This is a genomic window from Paraburkholderia sp. UCT31 (assembly GCF_014397655.1).
Classification (GTDB): Bacteria; Pseudomonadota; Gammaproteobacteria; order Burkholderiales; family Burkholderiaceae; genus Paraburkholderia; species Paraburkholderia tuberum.
In genome coordinates this window covers 21692-47199 of record NZ_VZQP01000002.1, presented here as the reverse complement: position 1 = coordinate 47199, position 25508 = coordinate 21692, and the positions used below count along the sequence as shown (strand labels likewise).

At 65.3% G+C, this 25508-nt stretch carries 21 protein-coding genes; 11 read left to right on the top strand and 10 right to left on the bottom strand.

What is annotated here, in order from left to right; all coding sequences use genetic code 11:
• Positions 1-109 precede the first annotated feature (109 nt).
• Both F6X40_RS01455 and F6X40_RS01450 read left to right on the top strand, forming a co-directional pair.
• Positions 110-1708: an L-lactate permease gene (locus tag F6X40_RS01455; protein WP_187626589.1), complete on the top strand. Its 1599-nt coding sequence runs from the start codon at positions 110-112 to the stop codon at positions 1706-1708.
• A 292-nt stretch (positions 1709-2000) separates the two neighbouring features.
• Positions 2001-2927 (top strand): DMT family transporter, encoded by a 927-nt coding sequence (locus tag F6X40_RS01450; protein ID WP_260321352.1) that lies wholly within the window; start codon positions 2001-2003, stop codon positions 2925-2927.
• 170 nt (positions 2928-3097) lie between these two features.
• Here the strand turns inward: F6X40_RS01450 and bamC are convergent, their stop codons facing one another.
• Positions 3098-4333 carry an outer membrane protein assembly factor BamC gene (bamC, locus tag F6X40_RS01445; RefSeq protein WP_187626588.1) on the bottom strand — a complete coding sequence of 412 codons (1236 nt, stop codon included), beginning with the start codon at positions 4331-4333 and terminating at the stop codon, positions 3098-3100.
• Between the two features lie 398 nt (positions 4334-4731).
• Here bamC and F6X40_RS01440 point away from each other — a divergent pair, with 398 nt between their 5' ends.
• Positions 4732-5196, top strand: a complete 465-nt coding sequence (locus F6X40_RS01440) for a DUF2844 domain-containing protein (RefSeq protein WP_187626587.1) — start codon at positions 4732-4734, stop codon at positions 5194-5196.
• Between the two features lie 69 nt (positions 5197-5265).
• Complete coding sequence (locus F6X40_RS01435; protein WP_187626586.1) at positions 5266-6534, top strand: DUF3443 domain-containing protein; 1269 nt, start codon at positions 5266-5268, stop codon at positions 6532-6534.
• 49 nt (positions 6535-6583) lie between these two features.
• On the opposite strand, the gene F6X40_RS01430 is transcribed toward F6X40_RS01435, so the two are convergent.
• Positions 6584-7027 (bottom strand): hypothetical protein, encoded by a 444-nt coding sequence (locus tag F6X40_RS01430; RefSeq protein ID WP_187626585.1) that lies wholly within the window; start codon positions 7025-7027, stop codon positions 6584-6586.
• A gap of 206 nt (positions 7028-7233) precedes the next feature.
• On the opposite strand from F6X40_RS01430, the gene F6X40_RS01425 reads away from it, so the two are divergent.
• Positions 7234-7860, top strand: a complete 627-nt coding sequence (locus tag F6X40_RS01425; RefSeq protein ID WP_187626691.1) for a cadmium resistance transporter — start codon at positions 7234-7236, stop codon at positions 7858-7860.
• 99 nt (positions 7861-7959) lie between these two features.
• On the opposite strand, the gene F6X40_RS01420 is transcribed toward F6X40_RS01425, so the two are convergent.
• Positions 7960-8292 carry a hypothetical protein gene (locus tag F6X40_RS01420; RefSeq protein ID WP_187626584.1) on the bottom strand — a complete coding sequence of 111 codons (333 nt, stop codon included), beginning with the start codon at positions 8290-8292 and terminating at the stop codon, positions 7960-7962.
• Positions 8293-8689: 397 nt separating this feature from the next.
• Here F6X40_RS01420 and leuA point away from each other — a divergent pair, with 397 nt between their 5' ends.
• Positions 8690-10396: a 2-isopropylmalate synthase gene (gene leuA / locus F6X40_RS01415; RefSeq protein ID WP_187626583.1), complete on the top strand. Its 1707-nt coding sequence runs from the start codon at positions 8690-8692 to the stop codon at positions 10394-10396.
• Positions 10397-10526: 130 nt separating this feature from the next.
• Here the strand turns inward: leuA and F6X40_RS01410 are convergent, their stop codons facing one another.
• The 5 genes from F6X40_RS01410 to F6X40_RS01390 all read right to left on the bottom strand — a co-directional run bounded on the left by F6X40_RS01410 (position 10527) and on the right by F6X40_RS01390 (position 17204).
• Positions 10527-11306: an amino acid ABC transporter substrate-binding protein gene (locus F6X40_RS01410; protein ID WP_187626582.1), complete on the bottom strand. Its 780-nt coding sequence runs from the start codon at positions 11304-11306 to the stop codon at positions 10527-10529.
• Positions 11307-11584: 278 nt separating this feature from the next.
• Positions 11585-12823: a benzoyl-CoA 2,3-epoxidase subunit BoxA gene (gene boxA, locus F6X40_RS01405; RefSeq protein WP_187626581.1), complete on the bottom strand. Its 1239-nt coding sequence runs from the start codon at positions 12821-12823 to the stop codon at positions 11585-11587.
• A 59-nt stretch (positions 12824-12882) separates the two neighbouring features.
• Positions 12883-14310 (bottom strand): benzoyl-CoA 2,3-epoxidase subunit BoxB, encoded by a 1428-nt coding sequence (gene boxB / locus F6X40_RS01400; protein ID WP_187626580.1) that lies wholly within the window; start codon positions 14308-14310, stop codon positions 12883-12885.
• A 98-nt stretch (positions 14311-14408) separates the two neighbouring features.
• Entirely contained in the window at positions 14409-16088 is a 1680-nt protein-coding gene (gene boxC, locus F6X40_RS01395; protein WP_187626579.1) for a 2,3-epoxybenzoyl-CoA dihydrolase, read from the bottom strand.
• Positions 16089-16202: 114 nt separating this feature from the next.
• Positions 16203-17204, bottom strand: coding sequence for a helix-turn-helix transcriptional regulator (locus F6X40_RS01390; RefSeq protein WP_187626578.1), 1002 nt, complete (start codon positions 17202-17204; stop codon positions 16203-16205).
• A 215-nt stretch (positions 17205-17419) separates the two neighbouring features.
• Here F6X40_RS01390 and F6X40_RS01385 point away from each other — a divergent pair, with 215 nt between their 5' ends.
• The 5 genes from F6X40_RS01385 (at position 17420) to F6X40_RS01365 (ending at position 23087) form a co-directional block, all read left to right on the top strand.
• On the top strand, positions 17420-17887 hold the full coding sequence (locus F6X40_RS01385; protein WP_187626577.1) for a DUF4863 family protein: 468 nt from the start codon (positions 17420-17422) through the stop codon (positions 17885-17887).
• A gap of 59 nt (positions 17888-17946) precedes the next feature.
• Positions 17947-19536, top strand: a complete 1590-nt coding sequence (locus F6X40_RS01380; protein ID WP_187626576.1) for a benzoate-CoA ligase family protein — start codon at positions 17947-17949, stop codon at positions 19534-19536.
• An 11-nt stretch (positions 19537-19547) separates the two neighbouring features.
• A complete protein-coding gene (locus F6X40_RS01375) occupies positions 19548-20408 on the top strand; it encodes an alpha/beta fold hydrolase (protein ID WP_187626575.1) in 861 nt (286 codons plus the stop codon).
• Positions 20409-20528: 120 nt separating this feature from the next.
• Entirely contained in the window at positions 20529-20840 is a 312-nt protein-coding gene (locus F6X40_RS43425; protein ID WP_409340054.1) for a hypothetical protein, read from the top strand.
• 129 nt (positions 20841-20969) lie between these two features.
• Entirely contained in the window at positions 20970-23087 is a 2118-nt protein-coding gene (locus F6X40_RS01365) for a phosphocholine-specific phospholipase C (RefSeq protein ID WP_187626574.1), read from the top strand.
• A 106-nt stretch (positions 23088-23193) separates the two neighbouring features.
• Here the strand turns inward: F6X40_RS01365 and F6X40_RS01360 are convergent, their stop codons facing one another.
• Together F6X40_RS01360 and F6X40_RS01355 are read right to left on the bottom strand one after the other, a co-directional pair.
• A complete protein-coding gene (locus F6X40_RS01360; protein WP_090800962.1) occupies positions 23194-23574 on the bottom strand; it encodes a DUF5594 family protein in 381 nt (126 codons plus the stop codon).
• Between the two features lie 49 nt (positions 23575-23623).
• On the bottom strand, positions 23624-25288 hold the full coding sequence (locus F6X40_RS01355; protein ID WP_187626573.1) for an acyl-CoA synthetase: 1665 nt from the start codon (positions 25286-25288) through the stop codon (positions 23624-23626).
• Between the last annotated feature and the right edge of the window lie 220 nt (positions 25289-25508).

The following is a 25508-nucleotide window of genomic DNA, read 5'->3' as shown; positions in this document are numbered from 1 at the left end:
CGCGCGACGCCGCTTTGTCGAGGTCACTTGCGAGCGTCCGCCGAATCAGAGCGACGCGCCGTCATGCGCAATCCCCCGCGTCGAATTACACAACAACGAAGGAGACGTGATGTTTCATCAACTACTCACTCCGGTTGGCAATGCGCTTTTTCCGTCGTTCATCGTCGCCGCGCTGCCGATCATCGCCGTGCTCGCGCTGCTCGGCTGGGCGCGCAGGCCCGCGTGGCAAGCGTCGCTCGCGGGGCTGATCATCGGTTTGATCGTGGCGATTTTCGTCTGGCAGTTTCCGGTCGGGCTCGCGTTCAACTCGGTCGCGGCTGGCGTCGTGTTCGCGATCTGGCCAGTGATGTGGATCGTGGTCACCGCGATCCTGCTGTACAACATCGCGCAGCGCTCGGGACGCTTCGAGGCCTTCCGCCTGTGGATGATCGACAACCTGCCGAACGACCGGCGCATCGTGCTCGTCGTGGTCGGCTTTTCGTTCGGCGCGCTGCTCGAGGGCATTTCGGGTTTCGGCACACCGGTCGCGATCACGAGCTCGCTGCTGATCATGCTCGGCTTTCCGACGCTCGAAGCGCTGACCTTCACGCTGATCTTCAACACCGCGCCGGTCGCGTTCGGCGCGCTCGGCGTGCCGATCACGGTGCTCGGCGCGGTCACGCATCTGCCGTCCGATGTGCTCGGCAAGATGGTCGGGCGGCAATTGCCTTTCTTCGCGGTCCTGCTGCCCTTCTATGTGATCGCCGTGTACGCGGGCTTTCGCAACATGCTGCGGATCTGGCCGGTGCTGCTGGTCGCGGGCCTGAGCTTCGCGCTGACCCAGTTCGTCGTCTCGAACTTCATCAACTACAGCCTGACCGACGTGCTGTCGTCGCTGGTTTCGCTGATCCTCACCGTTGCTTTCCTGCGCGTCTGGAAGCCCGCCGTCGATCCGAAATTCGCGGTCAACGTCGATCGCATCAGCGAGGTGCGCGGCAAGATCGGCGGCGCACAGGGCTGGTATCCGTGGATCATCGTGTCGATCGTCGTGATCATCTGGACGATCGCGAGGATCTTCACGATCGGCGACATCAAGGTGTCGTGGCCCGGTCTCGACAAGGCCGTGTTCATCACGCTTTACAACACGCCGTACGGCGCGGTCTGGGACTTCCAGCCGCTCTCGACCGGTACCGCGATCCTCGTCGCCGCGCTCATCACGGCGTTCGTCGTACGGCTCTCGCCCGCCGAGTTCGGCAAGGCGATCTCCGATACGTGGGTGCAAACGCGCATCGCGATCCTGACCGTGGCAACGATCGTCGGCCTCGCTTACCTGATGAACTACTCGGGACTCACCTACACGCTCGGTCTCGGCGTTGCGTCGGTCGGGCCGCTGTTTCCGCTCGTGTCGGCGTTCCTCGGCTGGGTGGCGGTGTTCCTGTCGGGCAGCGATACGTCGGGCAATGCGCTGTTCGGCAATCTGCAGGTGGTCGCGGCCAACCAGCTCAATCTGAATCCGGTGCTGATGGCGGCGACCAACTCGTCGGGCGGCGTGATGGGCAAGATGATCTCGCCGCAGAACATCGCGACCGGCGTCGCGACCACCGAGTTGAAGGGCAAGGAAGGCGTCGTGTTCGCCAAGACCTTCAAACATTCGATTCTGCTGACGGTGCTGCTTGGCGTGCTCGTCTGGGCGCAGCAGAACGTCCTGCCATGGATGATTCCGCATTGAGGTCGCGCCAGTAACGGCGCAATGCAATTCACATCTTTTCGGACGGCCGCCCGCGCATCGCGGGCGCCGTTTCCGATCCCATCCCCACTGCCGTTCCGCCTGATCGCAATTTTTCTCACATATCGGCGAGAATTGCTCGTTTGGCGCGCGCCCTCGCAGCGCTTACCATCTACCTCATCGGACGCGGCCGTCTCCCGGATCTTGCCGTTTCATCCTGTACTGAAACGATTCGCGCGATCGCACTGTTACGATGAGCTGGCGTCCCGACTCAACTGCGCGCGGCGCCATTCCAATGAAAACCAGAAACCTGCTGCAACTGCTGATCCTCGCTGCCCTGTGGGGCGCATCGTTCCTGTTCATCCGCGTCGGCGTGACCGACTTCGGCGTCGCGCCGCTGATGGCGCTGCGCGTCGGCATCGGCGCGCTCTTTCTCGCGATCGTGCTGATCGCGCGACGGCCGCTGCAACAGTCCGCCACCGTGTTGCGCACGCACGCAGTGCCGCTGCTCGTGGTCGGTATCGTCAATTCGGCGGCGCCATTCTGCCTGTTCGCGTATGCCGAGCTGACACTGTCGGCGGGCGTCACGTCGGTGATCAATGCGTGCGCGCCGCTGTGGGGCGCGCTGGTCGGCTTCCTGTGGCTGCGCGACCGGCTCAGCGCACTGCGCACGCTCGGTCTCGTGGTCGGCTTTCTCGGCGTGCTGATGCTCGTGTGGGATCAGATCGCGGCGCCGGCCGGCTCGGCCGCCTCGCCGCTGAGCGTCGCGCTCGCGGCCGGCGCCGCGCTCGGCGCCACGCTGCTCTATGGCATCGCCGCCAACTACACGAAGCGTCACCTGACTGGCGTCGACGCGCTGACCGTCGCGACCGGCACGATGATCGGCGCGACGATCGTGCTGCTGCCGCTCGCGGTCATCTACTGGCCCGCCGCGCCGATCTCGCTGCGCGCGTGGGGCGCGGTGATCGCGCTCGGCGTCGCCTGTACCGGCATCGCGTACATGCTTTTCTTCCATCTGATCGCAGTCGCCGGGCCGACGCGCGCGATCACCGTGACCTTCGTGATTCCGATCTTCGGCATTCTGTGGGGCGCGTTGTTTCTCGGCGAGACGGTGTCGCCCGGCATGCTCGAAGGGTGCGCGGTGATTCTGGTCGGCACCGCGTTGGCGACCGGCGTAGTCAAGCGCTTGCCGTGGATGGGGACGCGGCGCGCGGATACCTGAGCGCACGGAGTCAATCGGCAACCGCGTCGGGTCGCGGCTTGCCGATCCGGTCACGTTACATCGGCTCACGTGCGCGCCGTTCGCGCGTCAAATGCATAGTCAAAAAAAACCGCCCGGATTTCTCCGGGCGGTTTCGTCGAACCGGCGGCGTCGGCCGCGAGGCTCTCGTATCAGTGCAGCTGGTCGGCCATCAGGCTCATGATCTGCTTGGCCTGCGAGCTTTCGTCGAGCTGACCCTTGTCGTCGACCACGGCCACGCGGGTCTGGTTCGGCGTCACGGCGCGCACGTTCACGCGATACTGCCTGGCGACCTTCTCCTTCTTGCCGTGGAAGACCTGGCTCCAGAAGCCCTGCTCGGCCGACGACATATCCTTCGGATCGACGTAGCGCACGAAATAGAGGCCGCGGCTCATGTCGCGATCGTCGACCGTGAAATTGCTGCGATCGAGCGCGAGGCCCACGCGCAGCCACGCGCGGTCATACGGCTCGGCGAGTGTGAGTTCGGTCGATGAGAGCTGCGCCGACGTGTTGTTGGCCGAATCCGCGTCCGGCATAGGCGGTTGCGCCGCGAGCGCGACGTTCTGCGCGACAACGGCGGCCGTCGCCGACTTCGCACCCGCCGTCGCCGCGTTCGGCGCGATCTGCGTGCCCGCGGGCGACAGCTCGGCGTTCTGTGTGCCACCCGCGTTGCTACCCGAATCGGCCCGCGCCAGCGAGACCATCAGGCGCTTCAGGTATTCCTCCTCGAGCGCCGGGTCGTTCGGCTTGGGTTGCCACTGGGTCGACTCGTTGTTCGTACCGGTGATCGCCTCACGCATGCCTTTCTGGCTGACGAACACATAGGTGCCGCCGTTCGGCGCCGCTTCGAGACGCGTGCGGAACTTGTTGCGCTCCGAACTCACGTAGCTGTTGCCCATCGCCTTCGACAGCGTGTTGCGGATAAAGCCGTCGTTGATCTGCGCGTGGGTTTCGTTCCAGTCGGTTTCCATCACGCCCTTGTCGCGCTGGTCGACGACGAGCAGGAAGCCCTGCTCCTGCCAGAAGCGGCGGATTTGCGGCCAGGCCTGATCGGGCGTTTTATTGTCGATCACGAGCCAGCTCTCGGTGCCGTCGCGCTGGATGTGGATGCCCTGGACGGGCGGCACGACCGCGACCGCGTCGCCGGCCGGCGCCTGTGCCTGCACCTGTTTCAGCGTGGACAGCGAGGTTTCGCCGCCCTGCGGCGGCAGCGAACGCTGATCGGCCGTCTCGTCGATCATGTTCGGCGGTACGGCAAGCGATACCTGCTTCGAACGGGAGTCGCTCCTATAGTCGATTTTGGTCGGCGACGAGGTGCCGCAGCCGGCGACCAGCCCGCCTGCCATGAGCACTACTGCAAACCGCTTGGTGAGACGAAAATCAGTCATGTTCGGGGAATCCTTCCGCTACGCCACGGCAAGTTTCCGTGGATCAACCCAACATTTTACCGGTCCCGGCGAGGCCTGTGCAAAAACTGGGGTTTGCCCGCGAATCGCCGCATGCCACGGCTACGAAGCGACCACGGGAAAAAAGTCCGCGCCCATCATGCTATTTGCCTTCTTATGAGGTAAATTTAACACTCAATAACACTTTCGGGTTGACCTTGGGAGTATTCCCAAGTCTTTGCCGGAGGCCCGCCGAATAAGGGCTTCCGGTCTGCATGCGGCTTGTTTTTAAACATGGCGCGCGGTCCTGTCCGCCGCGATGTGCAAAGACCAGAAAAAACCAGCGCCAGGTTAATCGAGTTATCTCAATAAAAAATCCGGCGCCGAACGAGGAAGGCCTCATGTCCCAGTCCTGTCTCAATCCATCCGCGATCGCCTCGGCGATCGCCGTCGTCGCGTGCTGCGCGAGCTTCGGCGCGCATGCCGAATTGGGCGGCACGATGCCGAGCCAGGTGGTGTCGGGCGCGAGCGCGCCGCGCACGCTGCTCAATGGCGCACTGCGCGAGCGCACGTGGACCGACGCTGGCAATACGACCATCAACGAATACGCGACCAGCACCGGCCTGATCGTCGCCTACGCGTGGCAAGGCCCGACGATGCCGGATCTGCACGCGCTACTCGGCAAATACGGCGACTCGTACAAGACAGGCGCCGCGGCGGCGGCCGGCAGCGGCAATCTGCATTCGTCTCGGGTCACGCGCGCCGACGTGATCGTCGAGTCCGGCGGACCGATGCGCGGCTACGTCGGCCGCGCGTGGCTGCCGGCGGCTTTGCCCGCCGGCGTCACCTCCGACGACATCCAGTAACGCGTGCGCCCCGCACGCGTCGCTCGCGCCCCCTTCACGCCTGAGTTCCACCCGACGGATCGCCACGCCATGAAATCCGCCTTGCGTTTCCATGCCCTGCTTCTGATCGTCTGCGCGGCCCTCGTCGGCTGCGGCGGCGGAGGCGGCAGTTCCTCGTCCAGCTCGTCCGGCTCGGGCTCGACGCCGTCCGCGACCGCGCCGACCTCGTCGACCAGTTCCACGAGCGCGTCGAACACGACGCAGAGCGCGAACGTGCCGCAATCGACCACGCCCAACGTGCAGCTGGTCACGGTCGGCGTATCGCCCGGCAGTACGCGCAACATGCTGACGACGAGCGTCACCGTCTGCCAGGCCGGCACCAGCAACTGCGCGACGATCGACGACATCCAGGTCGACACCGGCTCGAACGGCCTGCGCATCCTCGCATCGGCGCTGCCGACGACCCTGTCGCTGCCGAGCATCGCCGCGGGCGGCGGCGTGAGCGCCGAATGCGCGGTGTTCGGCAGCGGTTATGCGTGGGGCTCGATCCGCAACGCGGACGTACGCATGGCTGGCCAACAGGCGTCATCGATTCCGATCCAGGTAATCGCCGACAGTGCGCTGCCCGCCGCACCCACCGACTGCGCGAACTCCGGCGCGTCGCTGCTGACGGTGTCGAGCCTGCACTCGAACGGGATCCTCGGCGTGGGCCTGTTCCCGGTCGACTGCGGCAACGGCTGCTCGAACTCCGCATTGCCGCGCTGGTACTACAGCTGCACGACGAGCGGCTGCACCGCAACCGCGCAGCCGCTCGCACAGCAGGTGACCAACCCGGTCAGCAGCTTCCCGCTCGACAACAACGGCGTCGTGATCGACCTGCCGGCCGTCGCCGATGCGGGCGCGGCCAGCGTGTCGGGCTCGTTGATCTTCGGCATCGGCACCCAGTCGAACAACACGCTGACGAGCCCGAACGTCCTGAAGGCGAACGCCGCGACCGGCTACGTGACGACGAACTCGGGCGGTCAGACCTATGCGGTGAGCTATCTCGACAGCGGCTCGAACGGCCTGTTCTTCCACTCGACGCAGTTCCCGTTGTGCGGCTTCTGGTACTGCCCGACTTCGACGCAGTCGGCGAGCGCGTCGATCTCCGGCATCGATGGCGTGTCGAGCACGGTGTCATTCGACATAGCCAATTCGAGCACGCTGTTCTCATCGTCGAACAACGCGTTCGACAATCTCGCCGGCAATTCGAGTCAGGGCTTCGGCTGGGGCTTGCCGTTCTTTTACGGCAAACGCATTTACACGGCGATTGCGGCGCGCAATACGTCGGCCGGCCAGGGGCCGTATTACGCGTTCTGAGATTGATTGGGTTGGATGCGCAGCGATGGCGCGGAACGCGGACGGGAACTCAGCCCGCCGCGCTGGCCGGTTGCGCGGCCGGCGCGGCCAGCTTTGCCGGCGCGAGCCAGCGGAATACGTCCAGCTCTTCGCCGTGGAACGTGCACTCGGCGGCGGCCGGCGTGCTGACCCTCTTCGGCTCGGCCTGCTTCGCGGCCACGTTGACGTCCGTCGCCGCTTGCGATGCCGATGCCGCGAGCGGCGCGGAGACCGCCACCTCGGACGCGCTTAGCCGATGCTCGATCGTCCCCTCCACCACGACGCGCGAGCCGCGAATCGCGGCCCCGCGATGCGTGACCCGCAGCGTATCCGACGACATCCCCGACGACGCCTCGGCCAGCTTGCTGCGCATCAATTGTTCGCATGCGCCCGAGTTGCGGGTACCGATCGTGCAGGCCGCCAGCAGCGCCGCGGCGCTCGCGACACAGGCGATAGAGAGAAGGCGAATCTTCATCGATGTTCCGTTGTTCCAGGCCTCGGTCATTGTAGCTTACGACCCCATCGCCCGGCTTAGCGGCCGCCTGCCGCTTGACCTTGATGCGGCGCATCGGCATTGTGTTGACCGGTCGCACGCTCGATGGCGCAGCCGGCAGCCCGGTTGCCCACATTGCGCGGCGAATTCAAAACGACTCTACCCCCGGTAACGATCTCGGCTTCTTCATGCTCAGCCTCGTCCTGCTCGCGATCGTCGCCTACGCCGCGACCAATATCGACAACCTGTTCGTGCTGCTCGGCTTTCTGACCGAAACGGGCGTGGAGCGGCGCCGCGTGGTTGCGGGACAGTACGCGGGCTCTTTGATCCTCGTCGCCGCGGCGCTCGTGCTCGCGGCCTTGCTCACGCGCCTGCCGGCCGGTTATGTGGGCCTGCTCGGCTTGCTGCCGATCGTCGTGGGCCTGCACAAGGCCTGGCAGCGCTTCGGTCCCGGCCACGCGCGGCGCAACGCCAGCGAAGATAGCGAGGACAGCCGCGCAAGCGCTCCGCCATCCGTTCGCGGCTCATCGAGCTGGACCGTCGCGAGCGTCGCCATCGCCAACGGCTCGGACAACCTCGCCGTCTACGTGCCGCTATACGCGAGTCGTACGCCCGCCGAGAACGCGCTGGTTTCGCTCGTGTTCGTCGTGATGATCGGGCTCTGGTGCGCGGGCGCGGCATGGCTGGTCGACCATCCGTTGCTCGGCGCGCCGATCCGACGATACGGCTCGGCGCTGCTGCCGCTGATCCTCCTCACGATAGGCGTATCGGTGATTGTGAACAGCGATACGTTGCGACTTTTGTCCGGCGCGTGATCAACGCGGGGCGTCGACGAAGACTGCGCGGCACGCACCGGCTTCAGCTTGCCGCCTTCAGCGTCGTAGTCTTCGTCTGCCGATCCTGCTTCGCCAGTCTCAATTCGCCGGCTGGGTCGGTTGCACGTAAGTACGCAGGCCCGCCAGCGGCGCGCCATAGCCGCCCGCGCTCGCGTTGTTCGGCAAGCCGTTGACCAGTTGCGCACGCGGATCGGTCGGATTCAGATTCAGCTCGCCCGCCTGCTGGTTGCCATGCGTCGGATACTCGCTGCCGCGCGCCGCCTGCGGGATCAGACGCGTACTGTTCTGCGGCGCGTTCATGTCGTTCTGCGCGCTGAGCCCCTGCGCGCCGGCCTGCCCGACGAACCCACATGCCAACGCCGCGCACGCGCAGATCCTCGCGAGGCTGGATATCTTCGCTACCCTTTTCATGTTCACCTCCTGCTCTGTGAATTGACGACGCCTCGTGAGCTCACCCCTGAATCGAGTGCCGCGCGAGCGTCCCACGGCACCTTCCATACGAGCGGCCGCTCGCCCCCTTCTGCAGCCGAGCAGGCCGCGGCCCACTCCACCTCGGCCCTTGACGCTTTCTCAATAATATGTTCCTATTGCGCACTATGTACCGCGCCCAGACCACCCTATCGCTACTACTAGCCCGCTCTACCGGGCTAGGTCTGCTGCTGCGCGCGTCCGCTTCTCTCTGATACACCGAAGCATCGCTTGAATCCCCAGTAACTGACCCAGCCCCGGTTTCCGACCGGCGGCCCAGTATCGCGTTTTCGTCGTCCGGTCGACACCCATTCCACGGTCTCTCCCCCGGATGATGAAAATGTTGAAAAACCCTGCTACCAAGTACCGTTCGTTCAAGCCGATCAATTTGACGGATCGCCAGTGGCCGTCGCGCACCATCACGCGCGCGCCGATCTGGATGAGCACCGATCTGCGCGACGGCAACCAGGCGCTGTTCGAGCCGATGAACGCCGAGCGCAAGATGCGCATGTTCAAGACGCTGGTGCAGATCGGCTTCAAGGAAATCGAAGTCGCGTTTCCGTCGGCGTCGCTGACCGATTTCAACTTCGTGCGCGAGCTGATCGAGGGCGGCCATATTCCCGACGACGTGACGATCGAAGTGCTCACGCAGGCGCGCGACGATCTGATCGAGCGTACTTTCGAATCGTTGCGCGGCGCCCCGCGCGCGATCGTCCATCTGTACAACGCGACCGCGCCGGAATTCCGCAAGATCGTGTTCGGCCTCGAAAGGAGCGGCGTGATCGAACTCGCGCAGAAGGCCGCGCGCACGATGAAACGCCTCGCCGACGCGCAACCGGACACGCACTTCACGCTGCAATACAGCCCGGAAGTGTTCAGCGGCACCGAACTCGAATTCGCGAAGGAAGTCTGCGACGCGGTGTTCGACATCTGGCAACCGACGCCCGAGCACAAGGCGATCGTCAATCTGCCGGCCACCGTCGAAATGGCCACGCCGAACGTCTACGCCGACCAGATCGAATGGATGCACCGCAATCTCGCGCGCCGCGACTCGCTGATCGTCTCCGTCCACCCGCATAACGACCGCGGCACGGCCGTCGCGGCCGCGGAGCTCGCGGTGATGGCTGGCGCGGATCGCGTCGAAGGTTGTCTGTTCGGCAACGGCGAGCGCACCGGCAACGTCGACCTCGTCACGCTCGCGTTGAACCTGTACACGCAGGGCGTCGACCCCGAGCTCGATTTCTCGAACATCAACGAAGTCGCGCGCACGGCCGAGGAATGCACGCAGTTGCCGGTGCATCCGCGTCATCCGTATGTCGGCGATCTCGTCTTCACCGCGTTCTCGGGCTCGCACCAGGACGCGATCAAGAAGGGCTTCGCCGCGCAGAAGCCGGACGCGATCTGGGAAGTGCCGTACATGCCGATCGATCCGAGCGACCTCGGCCGAACCTACGACTCCGTGATTCGCGTGAACAGCCAGTCGGGCAAGGGCGGTATCGCGTACCTGCTCGAGCAGAGCTACGGCGTCGTGTTGCCGCGCCGCCTGCAGGTCGATTTCAGCTCGGCCGTGCAGCGCTTCACCGACCAGAGCGGCCAGGAAGTCACGCCCGCGCAGATCTGGGAACTGTTCCAGCAGGAATACGTGCGCACGGCCGAGCCGGTCCGCTATATCAGCCACAGCCTGTCCGAGCATGACGGCCGCGAGCACATCAAGCTCAACGTCGAAATCAACGGCACGCCGCGAGTGCTGGGCGGCGCCGGCAACGGCCCGCTCGACGCGCTGATGCACGCCTTCGACGTGCCCGTGCGCATCCAGCACTACGAGGAACGCGCGCTCACGCAGGGCGCCGATGCGCGCGCGATCGCGATCGCCGAAATGGCCGGCGCCGATGTGGCCGGCGGCGCGTTCGGCGTCGGTGTCGATGCGAACCTGATCACCGCGTCGATCCGCGCGGTGATCAGCGGCGTGAACCGCGCGTATGCACGCGTGAACACGGATGCCCAGGAGCGCTTCTTCGACGCCGCGCTGAGCGACGCGACGGTGTGAGGCCAGCGTCTGCCGCGTCGAACGTGCGGCACGCCGCAGGTTCGACGGGCTGACGACAACCAAGAAGGGGCGTTTCGACGCCCCTTCTTTTTTAATGTGGATTTATCCGCGTCAACGTTTCGGCCGACGGTCAATGAAACACGTCCCGGCCGAAGTACTTCAGCGAAATCCGCTGATACGTACCGTCTTTTCTCATGCCGGCGAGCGCTTCGTCGATCGCCAGGCGCAGCTTCGGATTGCCCTTGCGGATCAGTACGGCCGACTTGTCGCTGCTATCGGGCGACGTATCGACCGCGACGACCTTGATCCTCGCCTCGGGCTCGCGCTTCCTGTAGTCGAGAAACGACAATGAATCGTTGACGGTCGCGTCGACGCGGCCCGCGAGGAGCAGCTCGATCGATTCGTCGAAGCCCTGCGCCGGAATCACCTGCGCGCCGTGCGCGGCCGCGATCCTGCCGACGTTGCTGGTCAGCGTATTGGCCGATTTGCGGCCCTTCAGGTCGTCGAAAGATTTGATCGTCGTGTTGCCCGATGCGACGATCAGCACCGCGTGCGACGTGATGTACGGGTCCGAGTAATCGTATTTGAGCTTGCGCTCGTCGGTGATCGCGACCTCGTTGATCACCGCGTCGTAGCGATTGACGTCGAGACCGGCGATCAGTCCTTGCCATTTGCCTTCGATGAATTGCGGCTTGACGCCGAGACGCTGCGCGATCGCGCTCCCAAGCTCGACGTCGAAGCCGGTCAGCTTGCCCGCGTCGTCGTGGTAGGTGAACGGGGCGTACGTACCTTCGGTGCCGATCCGGAACACGCCCGATGCCTTGATCCGCGCGAGATCGTCGGCACTAGCCGGATGCGCGAGTGCTGCCTGCAACAGCGCAATCATCGCAAGTGAACGAATCGGCTTCATCGGACGGCTCCGTCTGAGTGCCTGCGCAGGTGGCGGACTGCCGCGTTTGGCGGGGAGTGCCGGCGTGCGGCCGGCTGTGTGGGCCGACTGTAGCAAACCGTCCGCGATTTTCAAAGCGCTTCGCGCGCGGTGCGTCGATCCGCACAGGTCAGCCGCTGCGCTCTTCCGTCAAGCAGATGGCGCAGGCAAACAGGCCCCGCAAGCGCTCATGCTTTCACGAGCCTTTGCGGAGCCTTTTCGCGCAGCTTTCGGTGTGGGTCGGCGTGTCGGCGCGCCGCTCAGTACGTCTCCAGATGCAGCCGCCCTTCCCGCTTCAGCTTCGCCCACAACGCTTCCCAATCGAGCTGATGCTGCTCGCCGATATCCTTGAGCGCCTGCAGCACACCGTCCTCCATGCCCTTGAGGCCGCACACGTAGATATAGGTGTTGTCGTCCTTCAGCAGGTTCGCGACGTCGGCCGAACGTTCGCGCATTGCGTCCTGCACGTAGCGCTTCGCCTGTCCCGGCGTGCGCGAAAACGCGAGCGTGGTGTCGATGAAATCCTTCGGCAGATTCGTCAGCGGTCCAAAGTACGGCAGCTCCTCCTCGGTACGCGCGCCGAAGAACAGCATCAGCTTGCCGGTCGCGCCTTTGAGGCGCTTGCGGCGGCGATACTCGGTCATCGCGCGCATCGGCGCGGAACCGGTGCCCGTGCAGATCATCAGCAGATGCGAGTTCGGATGATTCGGCATCAGGAAGGTGCTGCCGAACGGACCGATCACGTTGACCACGTCGCCCTTCTTCAGATCGCACAGATAGTTCGAGCACACGCCGTCGATCGCGTCGCCGTGCTGCTGCGACACCCGCTTGACCGTCAGCGACACGTTGTTATAGCCGGGCCGCTCGCCATCGCGCGGACTCGCGATCGAGTACTGGCGCGCGTGATGCACGCGGCCGTCGGCGGCAGCTCCCGGCGGCAGAATGCCGATCGACTGGCCTTCGAGCACCGGAAACGGCATCGAGCCGAAATCGAGCACGATGTGATGGATGTCGCTCGACGTCGCGCTGTCGGTGAGCCGGTAGTTGCCGACCACCGTCGCGGTGGTAGGCGCCTTATGCGTGTAGAGATTCACGTACGGCTTCGCGGCCGACCACGGCGGCACGAGCGCGCCGCGCACGGTATCCACTTCGATGCCGTCCGCTTCGGCGGCGCTGTCGCCCGCGGTAGACGCGGCCACCGGTTCTTCAGCCGGCACCGCCATCGTGTTCTGCTCCGGCAACACGTCCCACGTAAACTGCTCGTCGATCGAATACGCGTCGGCCTTCAGCACGGTGCGCCAGTTGTCGATCGCGCCGGTCGGGCACGGCGGCACGCAGGCCATGCAGCCGTTGCAGACATCGGCCTTCACGACGTAGTTGTTGTCGTCGTGCGTGATCGCATCGACCGGACAGGTCTCTTCGCAGGTATTGCAGCGAATGCAGATCTCCGGATCGATCAGATGCTGCCGCAGAACTTCGACCGATACTGGCCCGTTCATGACTTCCTCCACCTGGTAATACGGCGCGCGTGCAGCGCGCCTTTCGTGCTTCGCCTGCTTCAGTTGAAGCGCACGTATTCGAAATCGACCGGCTGACGGTTCACGCCCATCGCGGGCGGCGCGATCCAGTTCGCGAACTTGCCCGGCTCGGCGACGCAGCCCATCAGCGAAGCGACGAACGCGCGGTCTTCCGGCGTGGCGAGCCAGTTCGCTTCGTTGGCGGCCCATTCGGCTTCGCTGAGCACGCGGCCGTCCGGCGACACCCGCGTGCCGGCGAACGTGCCGATCTGCCGGTTGAACGCCTTGTGCGGCACCGTCATGCGAAAGTCGACGCCGGCCTTCTCGAGCACCTTGTTCCAGCGCCCAACGCCCGCAACCGAGTCCTTGATGTAATCGTCGCGCAGCACTTCGTTCATCGCGTTGAGCATCGGCACTTCGCGCTCGACGAGCTTGCCGTCCTGCACGTCGAGCAGCTTGTAAGCATGCTCGTTCAGGCGATGATCGTCGTCGCGCTTGCCTTCCTCGTAGCGGCCCTTCAGACCCGAGCTATAGAACGTCGCCGCGTTCGACGAATGATCGGCGCCGAACAGGTCGATCGTGACCGAGTAATGGAAGTTCAGATAGCGCTGGATGGTCGGCAGATCGATCACGCCCGCCGCGCGGATCTTCGCGACGTCGTCGGTGCCGAGTTCGTTCATCACCTGAGCGGTGCGCTGGATCACGCGCGACACGCCCGATTCGCCGACGAACATGTGATGCGCTTCCTCGGTCAGCATGAACTTCGTCGTGCGCGCGAGCGGATCGAAGCCCGACTCCGCGAGCGCCGACAACTGGAACTTGCCGTCGCGGTCGGTGAAGTACGTGAACATGTAGAACGCGAGCCAGTCCGGCGTTTTCTCGTTGAACGCGCCGAGAATGCGCGGGTTGTCCTCGTCGCCGGAGCGGCGGCCGAGCAAGGCTTCGGCTTCCTCACGACCGTCGCGGCCGAAGTAGCGATGCAGCAGGTACACCATCGCCCACAAGTGACGGCCTTCCTCGACGTTGACCTGGAACAGGTTGCGCAGATCGTACAGCGACGGCGCGGTCAAACCGAGGTGACGCTGCTGCTCGACCGAGGCCGGTTCCGTATCGCCCTGCGTGACGATGATGCGGCGCAGGTTCGCGCGATGCTCGCCGGGCACGTCCTGCCACGCGGCTTCGCCCTTGTGCTCGCCAAAGTGGATCGTGCGATCCTGCTCGCCCGGCGTGAGGAAAATGCCCCAGCGGTACTCGGGCATCTTCACGTAGTCGAAGTGCGCCCAGCCGCCCGCATCGACGCTGACCGCGGTGCGCAGATACACGTCGTAACCGTGCGAGCCTTCCGGGCCCATCTCGCCCCACCATGACAGAAAGTTCGGCTGCCATTGTTCGAGCGCGCGTTGCAGCGCGCGGTCGTCGGCGAGGTTGACGTTGTTCGGAATCTTTTCGCTGTAGTTGATCGAGGACATGGTCGGTTCCCTGGGTCAATTCCCTGTTCGGAAGCTGCAGTGGCGAGAGGCGCGTATCGGCAGGCGGCGTCGTTTAGTCGGAGTGAGCGCGGCGCATCTCACACGCGCGACACATCGAATTGCGCCTTGCTGCCCTTGCCGTACACCTTGAGCGCACCCTTCTCGCCCACTGCGTTCGGCCGGTTGAAAATCCAGTTCTGCCAGGCGGTGAGACGGCCGAAAATGCGCGTCTCCATCGTCTCCGGCCCATTGAAGCGCAGATTCGCTTCGAGGCCGGTCAAGGCATCGGGCGACATCGCCGCGCGTTCTTCGAGTGCGATGCGGATTTCGTCGGCCCAATCGATATCGTCAGGCGACGCGGTGACGAGACCGAGGCGCTCCGCGTCGAGCGCCTTGACCGGCTGGCCGATCAGCGCGCGCGCCGCGTCGAGCGGCTCGGCTTCCTCGTAGAAGCGCCGCGCGAGCCGCGACTGATGCGTCACCATCGGATACAGGCCGAAGTTGACTTCCGACAGCGTGATCGCCGGCTCCTCGTCCTCGTTGTCGGGCAGCGCGGCCATGTAGGTGCGATCGGCGGCGAACGCGAGTTCCGCGAACGTGCCGGCGAAGCATGAACCCGGCTCGATCAGCGTGAAGATGGAGCGCGACGACACGTCGAGGCGCGCGAGCGTGCGACGCAGCATGCCGATCGTTTCGCGCACGAACCAGTGATCCCGGTGCTGCAGCAGCGTCGCATCGACCGCGAGCAGGTGGCGCGCGTCGCCTTCGGTCTTGAACACCCAGGTGCCGATGTCGAGCGCGTTGGTGCGCATCGAGAGGATCGCGTCGTCGAGTTCGCGCGCGAATCGCAGCGGCCACCAGTTGGCGCCAGCCGCGGCGATCGCGGCGAGGTCGGTCGGTTGCCCGCTCTGTGGCGCGCGCGCGGTGAAGGTCGCCATACGTTTCGCGCGATCGATCGTGACGTCGACCGTCTGATAGCTGAGGCCAGCTTCGCGATCCGTGCGTTCGATGCGCGTGAGCGCGACGCCCGGCGCTCCGGCCGGACGATCGCTGTGCGCGCCGAGTTCGAGCGCACGCGCCTGAATGGCCTGCTCGAACTGGTTCGGCTTCACGACTTCGTCGACGAGACGCCAGGCCTTCGCGCGTTCGCCGCGCACGCCCTCGACCACCGTGCAGAAGATATCCGCGCGATCGTGGCGCACCTTGCGCTTGTCGGTCACGCGCGTGAGTCCGCCGGTGCCGGGCAGCACGCCGAGCAGCGGCACTTCCGGCAGAGACACCGAAGAGGAACGATCGTCGATCAGATAGATTTCATCGCAGGCGAGCGCGAGTTCATAACCGCCGCCCGCGCACGCGCCGTTCACCGCGGCGAGAAACCTCAGCCCCGAATGGCGCGACGCATCTTCGAGCCCGTTGCGCGTTTCGTTCGTGAATTTGCAGAAGTTGACCTTCCACGCGTGCGATGACAGCCCCAGCATGAAGATATTCGCGCCCGAGCAGAACACCCGGTCCTTCAGGCTCGTCACCACCACCGTGCGGACTTCCGGATGCTCGAAGCGAATGCGCTGAATCGCGTCGTGCAGCTCGATGTCGACGCCGAGATCATACGAATTGAGCTTCAGCTTGTAGCCGTCGCGAATGCCGCCGTCCTCGGCGATGTCGATGCCGAGCGTCGCGACCGGACCGTTGAAGCTGAGCTTCCAATGCTTGTACTGCGACGGGTCGGTGCGATAGTCGACCGGCGCGGCCTGAGCAACGGCGGTGGGTGCTGTGGACATGGGGCGTCTCCTGACTGGACGATGCAATCTGTTTTTTGAACAATAGTGCATCGTCACGCCAGCGTAAAGCACTTTAGTGCATTTTTACGGGGAAACCCTGGCGCCCGCGATCGGTCAGTTCACGCGCGCCTCGTCGGGGGCTTCCGCCGCGAGACGCGCGGCGAGACGGTCGCGCAACTGCAGGTACGCATCGGCGAGCGTCCTTTCGCTGGTGTCGAACGACATGTCCGCGCGTCCGTACAGCTCGGCGCGCCCGGCGAGGATGCGCTTCAGGTCGTCCATCGCCTCGCGGTTGCCGGACATCGGCCGCAGATCGCCTTGCGCGACGACGCGGCGCATATGTTCCTCGGGCGTCGCCTGCAACCACACGGTGAAGCAGTGCGACAGCAGCACGTTGAACGTGCCCGATTCCGACACGAGCCCACCCGGCGACGCGATCACCGCGTGCGGATGCTCGTGGATCACCGCCTCCAGCGCGCGTTGCTCGTAGCGTCGATACGCGCTCGCGCCGTACAGCGAATGAATCTCCGACGGCGGACAGCCCGCGAGCTGTTCGATCACGCGCGTGAGCTCGATGAACGGCACCTTGCGCTCCTGCGCGAGCATGCGCCCGAGCGTCGACTTACCCGCGCCGCGCAGGCCGATCAGCGCGATGCGGTCCTTGCGGTGCGGGTCGCGCGGCGCCTGCGCGAACATCTCGGCAAGCGCGATGCGCGCGCGCTGCAGTGCCGCCTGGTCGCGCCCCTGCAGCAGCTCGCGGATCAGCAGCCATTCGGCGGACGCGGTGGTTTCGTCGCCGATCACCTCGGCGAGCGGGCAGTTCAGCGTGGCCGCGAGCTGCCGCAGCACCAGCACCGACGCATTGCCGACGCCCGATTCGAGGTTCGCCAGATGCCGCTCCGACAAACCGGTTTCGGCCGCCAGCGTCTTGCGCGTCATGCCGCGGCGCGCGCGCAGCAGACGCACACGCTCGCCCATCGCGGTCAGGAACGGATCGCGTTCTTCGCGCTCGCCGCCACGTTCGGCCGTGCGTTCACCCGCGCGCTCGGTGCGTTCGGCGCGGGCCGCGTCGTCGTCGGTTTCGTCCAACGGTGCGGGAGGGTACTTTTGATTCATGTTTTGCGACCTCGTGACTACGATACATGTACTATAGTGCTTGACACGCACCAGGTGAACGGTTTAATTTTCGCCAAAAGCTGATCCAATCACAAACACAGTCGCGCGCCGCCTTGGCATTCCGGCCGCGTCACGGAGACGGCGCCGCAATACGCATGCACCCAAGTTCCGGCGGCCGGCGGCCGGCCTGCGTGAGCGCGCTTCTGGAGGCTCGCATGTCCCCACACGAATTCCGGCGCCTGATCGCAGGCGTCACTGGGCAAGTCGCCGGGCAGCCGCTCGACGCCGCGCTCGCGGACTGGCTGAACGACACCTGGGCCGCCGACAGCCCCACCTTTCACGAACTCGCGAACGCATGCCGCAGCGGCGTCGCCAAAGGCTGGCTGTGCAACCGCGAGGCCGGCGGCATCCGCTACGGCCGCATCTTCACGGCGCTGCCCGACACGCACGGCTTTTCCGTCGACGTCGTCGACATGCAGGACATTGCCGGTCCGCACCACGTCCATCCGCACGGCGAGATCGATCTGATCGTGCCCCTCACCGACGGCGCGACGTTCGACGGCCATCCGGCCGGCTGGTGCGTGTACGGCCCCGGCTCGGCGCATCGTCCGAGCGTCGCGAACGGCCGGGCGCTGGTGCTGTATCTGCTGCCGCAAGGGGCGATCGAATTCACGCGCGCGTGAGCCGCGAGCAGATCACGATCACACAAGAGCCGGACCGTGTCCATGGATGGAGGAAACATATGGAAGCCCTGCTGGAAACGAGCGCGCGCGAGCCGGTTGCGCCGCCGCCCCCGCTGTTCAACTTCGCGAGGCATCTGTTCCAGTTGAACGAAGCGCGCGCGAGCAAAGTCGCCTATATCGACGACTACGGCGCGATGACCTACGGCGAACTCGAACAGCGCGCGCGGCGCTGCGCCAGCGCACTGCGTGCGCTCGGCGTACATCCCGAGGAACGCGTGCTGCTCGTGATGCTCGACACCGTATCGCTGCCGGTCGCATTTCTCGGCGCGCTTTACGCCGGCATCGTGCCGGTCGTCGCGAACACCTTGCTGAGCGCCGCCGACTATACGTACATGCTGACGCACAGCCACGCGCGAGCGGTGATCGTATCGGAACCATTGCTACCTAACGTGACGGAGGCGCTGAGCAGCATCGACGACGACGGCTGCCAACCGATCGTCTCGCAGCCTCACGCCTCCACCGAAGCGCCGCTCGCGGCGCCCCGCTTCGAAACGCTGGTCGACACCGCGCTACCCGCCGGCAAAGGCTGTGCAAGCAACGCGGACGACGTCGCGTTCTGGCTTTATTCGTCGGGCTCGACCGGCAAGCCGAAAGGCACCGTCCATACGCACGCGAATCTGTACTGGACCGCCGAGCTGTATGCGAAGCCGGTGCTCGGCATCGTCGAGAGCGACGTGGTGTTTTCGGCGGCGAAACTGTTCTTTGCATATGGGCTCGGCAACGCGCTGACGTTTCCGCTGTCGGTCGGCGCGACCGCGATCCTGATGGCCGAGCGCCCGACCGCCGAGGCGATTTTCGCGCGCCTCGTCCGGCACCGCCCGACCGTGTTCTACGGCGTGCCGACCTTGTACGCGAACATGCTGGTGTCGCCCAACCTGCCCGCGCGCGCCGACGTCGCGATCCGCGTGTGCGCGTCGGCCGGCGAGGCGTTGCCACGCGACGTCGGCGAACGCTTCACCGCGCACTTCGGCGCCGAGATTCTCGATGGCATCGGCTCGACGGAAATGCTGCACATCTTCCTGTCGAATCGCGCGGGCGAAGTCGAATACGGCACGACCGGGCGCCCCGTGCCGGGCTACGAAGTCGAGTTGCGCGACGAAGCCGGGCGGCCGGTGCCCGATGGCGAAGTCGGCGATCTGTTCATCAAGGGGCCGAGCGCGGCGCTGATGTACTGGAGCAATCGCGAGAAAACGCGCGCGACGTTTCTCGGCGAATGGATCAGAAGCGGCGACAAATATCGGCGTCTCACGAACGGCTGCTATGTCTACGCGGGCCGCAGCGACGACATGCTGAAAGTGAGCGGCCAGTATGTGTCGCCGGTCGAGGTCGAGATGGTGCTCGTCGCGCATCCGGCGGTGCTCGAAGCGGCGGTGGTCGGCGTCGATCATGGCGGGCTCGTGAAAACGCGCGCGTTCGTCGTGCTCAAGCGCGACTTCATGCCGTCCGACCTGCTCGCCGAGGAACTGAAGACCTTCGTCAAGGAACGGCTCGCGCCGCACAAGTACCCGCGCGATATCGTGTTCACCGACGATCTGCCGAAGACCGCCACCGGCAAGATTCAACGCTTCAAGCTACGCGAACAGTCATAGGTGATTCATTGATGCAGAACCGAGGTACCGCCCCTGCCACTTCCTCCGCGAGTGCCGCCAGCCGCCTTGCCGAACTGCCGGCGAGCGCGTCGCATGGACCGCTGCGCATCGAGTACCGCTGGGTCAACGAGCAGGCGAATGCTCAGCAGGACGATTCGCCGATCGCGGTATTCCTGCACGAAGGTCTCGGCTCGATCGCGATGTGGCGCGACTGGCCGCAGACGTTGTGCGCGCGACTCGGCATGCGCGGGCTCGTCTATTCGCGGCCAGGCTACGGACTCTCGACAGCGCGTGCATCTGACGACAAATGGCCGGTCGATTTCATGACCGCCCAGGCGCGCGACATCCTCCCCACCCTGCTCGACGCGCTCGATATCGACCTGCGCCAACGCCAACGCATGTGGGTGATCGGTCATAGCGACGGCGGCTCGATCGCGCTGCTGTATGCGGCGCTGTACCCCGATGCGCTCGCGGGCGCGGTCGTGATCGCGCCGCACGTATTCGTCGAAGACATCTCGGTGCAAAGCATCGCCCATACGAAGCAGCTTTACGAAACCACCGATCTTCGCGCGAAGCTCGCCCGCTATCACGCGGACGTCGATTCCGCGTTCTACGGCTGGAACGATATCTGGCTCGACCCTGCGTTCAGGCGCTGGTCGATCGTCGAGGCGCTCGCGCCGATCCGTCGACCGCTGCTCGCGATCCAGGGCCACGACGACAACTACGGCACGATGGCGCAGATCGACACGATCGCCGCGCGCGTGCCGCACGCGCAACTCGTGAAGCTCGACGCATGCGGACACTCGCCGCATCGCGACGCGCCCGCCGCACTCAACGACGCCATCGCGGCGTTCGTGCGCGCACAACGATAAGCGGCGCCCGTCTGTTACCGATACTTCATAAAAATTACACGGATCGGCGATTATGCTGCTGCATCGCTGACCTCGGCACATCGATTGCGAGGCATCCCTTCCCCGCCAGGAGACAGTGCCATGCCCTTCGTGTCGAAGCCGAGTCGTGCGCCCCGTCGCAAACGTTTGACGGGCGCCATCGCGGTGATCGCGCTGTGCGCGCTAGCGGGAGCGTGCAGCGACGACGCCCCGCCCGCCAGCACGAATACGATCAGTTCAACCGACCATTCCGCCGCTAATCCCGGCGACCCATCGATCGCCCCGCCGCCGGCCGACTCCGCGCCGCCGACGCTGACGATCCAGACACCGGCGGCACCCGCATCCGAAGCCGGCACGGCGCTGTCCGCCACCTCGCCGCCGCTGGCCAGCCCCGTCATCCATACCGTCGATTGAGAATCGCGCCGCGCGCGGCGGCTAGCCCGCCTTCGCGCGTCCGACGCAGCATGGCCGTTTCAGTACCGCAATTTGTCGTCCCCGTGCCTTTCTCCTCCACCGAAGATCAAAGCCACCACCGCCCCAACCATGACCTCAAACAATCGTCGTGATTTTCTGCGCTCGGCCGCGCAAGCCGCCGGTTCCTTCACCGCGTTGAGCATGCTGCCGCCGGGCATCCGCAATGCGCTCGCGATTCCGGCCAACAACCGGACCGGCACGATCCGCGACGTCGAGCACATCGTCGTGCTGATGCAGGAGAACCGTTCGTTCGACCACTACTTCGGCACCCTCAAAGGCGTGCGCGGCTTCGGCGACACGCGCGCGATCAACCTCGCGAACGGCCAGCCGGTGTGGTATCAGCCGCAAACCGCCGATGCCAGCGGTGCCAGCTACGTGCTGCCGTTCCGTCCGGGCGCGCCGAACCTCGGCCTGCAATTCCTGCAGGATCTCGCGCACGACTGGGGCTCCACGCACGCCGCATGGAACGGCGGCCGCAACGATCAGTGGGTACCGTCGAAAGGCGCGACCACGATGGCCTACCTGACGCGCGACGACATCCCGTTCCACTATCAGCTCGCCGACGCATTCACGATCTGCGACGCCTACCACTGCTCGCTGATGGGCCCGACCGATCCGAATCGCTACTACATGTGGAGCGGCTGGGTCGGCAACGACAGCAGCGGCGGCGGTCCGGTAATCGACAATTCGGAACTCGGCTACGGCTGGTCGACCTACCCCGAAGTGCTGCAGAACGCGGGCATCTCGTGGAAGATCTATCAGGACATCGGCACCGGGCTCGACGCGAACGGCTCGTGGGGCTGGACGCAGAACGCGTACATCGGCAACTACGGTGACAACTCGCTGCTGTATTTCAATCAGTACCGCAACGCGCAGCCGGGCAACCCGCTATACGACAACGCGCGGACCGGCACCAACGCGGCCAACGGCGACGGCTACTTCGACATTCTGAAGCGCGACGTGCAGAACGGCACGCTGCCGCAGGTGTCGTGGATCGTCGCGCCCGAAGCGTACAGCGAGCATCCGAACTGGCCGACCAACTACGGCGCGTGGTACATCGATCAGGTGCTGCAGATCCTCACGTCGAACCCGGACGTGTGGAGCAAGACCGTGCTGCTGATCAACTACGACGAAAACGACGGCTTCTTCGATCACATCGCCGCACCGTTCGCGGCCGCGTCGAGCGCGAACGGTTTGTCGAGCGTCGACATCACGAACGAAATCTATGCGGGCGACGCGAAGAACGTCGCCGGGCCGTACGGGCTCGGACCGCGCGTGCCGATGCTGGTGGTCTCGCCGTGGTCCAAAGGCGGCTACGTGTGCTCGGAAGTGTTCGACCATACGTCGGTGATCCGCTTCATCGAAAAGCGCTTCGGCCAGCAGCACAATCTCGGCGAATCGAACATCACGCCGTGGCGTCGCGCGGTGTGCGGCGATCTGACCTCCGCGTTCAACTTCGCGAATCCGAACGCGTCGGTGCCGTCGCTGCCGGGCACGAGCGGCTACGTGCCGCCCGACCAGAACCGTCACCCGGACTACGTGCCGCAACCGCCGACGGTGCAGACGGTGCCGAAGCAGGAAGCGGGCGTGCGCCCGGCGCGCGCGTTGCCGTACGAACTGTTCGTGCGCGTCGAGGAAGGCTCGAACGGCAAGCTGACGATGCGCCTCGTCAACACGGGCCGCGCGGGCGCGGTGTTCCTCGTGTACGCGGCCAATAGCGCCGACGCGCCGCGCAGCTATACCGTCGAAGCGGGCAAGCATCTGCAGGACGCGCTGCTGCTCAACGCCGACGGCAGCTACGACTTCAGCGTGCACGGGCCGAACGGCTTCCTGCGCCGCTTCGCGGGCAAGGTGGTCGCACGGAACTGGTGGAATGGTTCGGACACCGCACGGCCGGCCGTCGCCGAAGGCTACGATGTCGCGAACGGCAATCTGCAACTGCGGCTCGAGAACGTCGGCAGCGCGCGTTGCCAGTTCACGATCGTCAACGCGTACGACGCGAGCCATGTGATCAAGCATTCGGTACGCGGCGGCGACACCGACAATCTGTACCTCGATCTGCGCAACGCATACGGCTGGTACGATCTCGCGATCACCGTCGATACGGACCCGACGTTCGCGCGCCGCATCGCCGGTCATGTCGAGACGGCAAACAACAGCATGAGCGATCCGGCGCTGGGCGGCTGAGCGTCGCTGTAACCCAACGCTGCAAAAGCAACGGCCGCTGGCTCTTCGAGCACAGCGGCCGTTTTTCATCCAGCTCTCGAACGCAAGCCCGCAATCGCGCGCGCGTCTACGATTCGAAATCGAGCCCGCCGATCAACGTAACCGGCTCACCCTGCGTGTGCGTGGAGAAATCGAGTTCGCGCGCCTGGGTCCACGCATTGAGCTTGCGCGGCAGCGCGGCCAGATATCTGGCGAAACGCGTCGCGCCCTGCTCGCCCATCAGCCTTTCTATTTCGTCGCTGTCCCAGGTCAGATACAGATTCAACGGATGCGGGTAATGACCGAGCTCATCGAGCGGCGTGGCATGAATCCGCACGCGGGTGGGCTGACCCTGTTCGCCATGCGGCAACACGTCGGTGTGCACGGTCTTGGCGATACACGCGGCGATCGCCTCGGCAATGCGCGGCGCGAACTCCTGGTCGAAACGCATTGCACTCTCGGGGCGCATCCAATCTCTCCGCTGTGATTCCCATCGTGGGTTGGTCATCGTAGCAGACTCAGTTTTTCGCCGGTGGGATCGCGTCCGGACCGTGCGTCAGCGCCTCGCGCAGCGTCTTGCGGATCACCTTGCCGGTGGCCGTCATCGGCAGGCTTTCGACGAAGCGAATCTCGCGCGGATATTCGTGCGCGGCCAGACGCGTCTTCACGTGCTGCTGGATCTCGCGTACGAGTGCGTCGTCGCCGACGAAACCCGCTTTCAGCACGACGAACGCCATCACGATTTCGGTGCGCTCGCGATCGGGGGCGCCGACCACGGCCGCCATCGCGACGGCCGGATGACGCAGCAGCGAATCCTCGATCGACGCCGGCCCAATCCGGTAACCGGCGCTCGTGATCACGTCGTCGCCACGACCGACGAAGCGAATGAAGCCGTCCGCGTCGCGCGTGCCGAGATCGCCGGTCAGCAGAAACCTGCCGCGGAATTTGTCGTCGGTGGCCGCAACGTTGCGCCAGTAGCCGAGAAACATCACCGGATCGGGCGCGGCCACCGCGATATCGCCGATCGCGCCGGGCGGCAGCTCGTTGCCGGCGCCATCGACGATCGCGACATGGTGCCCCGGCACCGCGCGCCCGATCGCGCCGAAGCGCGGCTCGAACAGCGCCGCGCACGACGACACCACGACGTTGCACTCGGTCTGCCCGTAGAACTCGTTGATCGTCACGCCGAGTGCGTCGCGCCCCCAGCCGATCAGTTCCTCGCCCAGCGATTCGCCGCCGCTCGCGACCGATTGCAACGCGAGACGCAGATGAGCGGGCCGCTCGACGCCGCGCATCATCTTCAGCGCGGTCGGCGGTAGAAACGCATGGGAGACCGCGTGACGCGCGAGCAGATCGAACGCGGCGTGGCCGTCGAATTTCGCAAAACGGCGCGCCAGCACCGCGACACCGTGATGCCACGATGGCAGCAGCACGTCGAACAGCCCGCCGATCCACGCCCAGTCAGCGGGCGTCCACATCAGCGTCGCGCGCGCGGGAAAGCCCTGCTGCGACATCTCGACGCCGGGCAGATGCCCGAGCAATACGCGATGCCCGTGCAACGCGCCCTTCGGTTTTCCGGTCGTGCCCGACGTATAGATGATGATCGCCGGATCGTCCGCGGCGGTGTCGGCCGGCGTGAACTCGGCGCAAGCGCCATTCAACGCCTGCCAGAACGACCGCACGGGCGCGTCCGATGCTTCGTCATCCTGTTCGATATCGACACTGAACACGTGTCGCAACTCGGGCAGCGCGCCGCGAATTTCGTCGATCTTTTGCACGCCGGCGTGATCGGTGATCAGCGCGAGCGCGCCGCTGTCGCCGAGCCGATGCTCGATCGCGTCCACGCCGAACAGCGCGAACAGCGGTACCGCGACCATGCCGGCCTTGTAGGCCGCGAGATGCGCGATGGCCGTTTCGATCGATTGCGACAGAAAGATGCCGATGCGCTCGCCGCGCCGCGCGCCCGCCGCGAGCAGCGCATTGGCGAAGCGGTCGGACAGGGCTTTCAGTTCGTCGAACGTATAGCGGGTCGCGCGCCCGCCGGCGTCTTCGTAGATCAGCGCGAGACGCCCCGAGCCATCGGCCCACCTGTCGCATGTGTCGACGCCGATGTTGTAGCGCGGTGGAATACGCCACGCGAATCTGGCCGTGAGCGAATCGTAAGTCTCGCCGTCGAGGTTCATCGGGTCTCCTGGATATCGTCGTTGTCGCTGCATGGCGTGATGCATGGTCCGTCGCTTGCTGCCTCTGCGCGCACGACCGATGTTCCGCAGTTTAGCCCACGACCTTGCGCACTCGGTTGATGCATTGCCGTGCGCAACTGAATTCGCCAGATACGACATAGTCCCGCTCATAATCGCCGACTCGTGGCGCTGAACTCAACGTTTTGCGACAACTCCTGTG